The organism is Saccharomonospora iraqiensis subsp. paurometabolica YIM 90007 (assembly GCF_000231035.2).
Classification (GTDB): domain Bacteria; phylum Actinomycetota; class Actinomycetes; order Mycobacteriales; family Pseudonocardiaceae; genus Saccharomonospora; species Saccharomonospora paurometabolica.
This window is the reverse complement of sequence record NZ_KI912196.1, coordinates 169,063-169,864: the sequence shown is the minus strand read 5'-3', so window position 1 is coordinate 169,864 and position 802 is coordinate 169,063. Positions and strand designations below refer to the sequence as shown.

Annotated in this window: 1 protein-coding gene; it reads left to right on the top strand. The window is 75.6% G+C overall.

Translation table 11 applies throughout. The features are described 5' to 3' along the window. Positions 1-802, top strand: an 802-nt coding sequence (locus SACPADRAFT_RS32030) for a beta-ketoacyl reductase (RefSeq protein WP_007027820.1), incomplete at both ends; no start/stop codon positions are given.

Genomic DNA, 802 nt, shown 5'->3' with positions numbered 1-802 from the left:
CGCCGGTCGCCGCCCACGCGGCGGCCTGGGGACTCGGCCGCGTCGCCGCCCTGGAGCTCCCGGACCGGTGGGGCGGGCTGCTCGACCTGCCGGACGAGCCGGACTGGGACCTCGTCCTCGGCGTCCTCTCCGGCGTCGACGACGAGGTGGCACTGCGCGCGGGCACGGTCCTGTCCCGCCGCGTCGTCCGCAGCGAGCCGGGTGGGGACTGGACGCCGTCCGGGACGGTTCTGATCATCGGTGGCACCGGTGCGCTGGGCGAGAAGGTCGCGCGCTGGGCCGCCGACCACGGGGCCGAGAAACTGGTCCTGCTCAGTCGTGGCGGGCCGGACGCTCCCGGCGCGGCCGAGTTGGTGGCGGAACTGCCGGTGGAGGCGCACGTGATCGCCGCCGACGCCGCCGACCGCAGCGCGATGGCGGACGTGCTCGACCGGTTTCCCGTCGATGCCGTCATCCACGCGGCGGGCGTTCTCGACGACGGCGTCCTGGAAGGCATGACACCGGAGCGGCTGGCCGCGGTGGCGCGACCGAAAGCCCAGGCGGCCCGGGTCCTCGACGAACTCACTCGCGACCGGGAGCTGTCGGCGTTCGTGTTGTTCTCCTCCGCGTCGGCCACCTTCGGTGCCGCCGGGCAGGGCAACTACGCCGCGGCCAACGCCGAACTGGACGCGCTCGCCAGGGCCCGGCGGTGCGCCGGGCTGCCCGCCACGTCCATCGCGTGGGGGCCGTGGGCGGACGAGGGCATGGCGGCCGGTCTGGACGACCGGTTCGGCCGCGGTGGACTGGCTCCGCTCGATCCGGA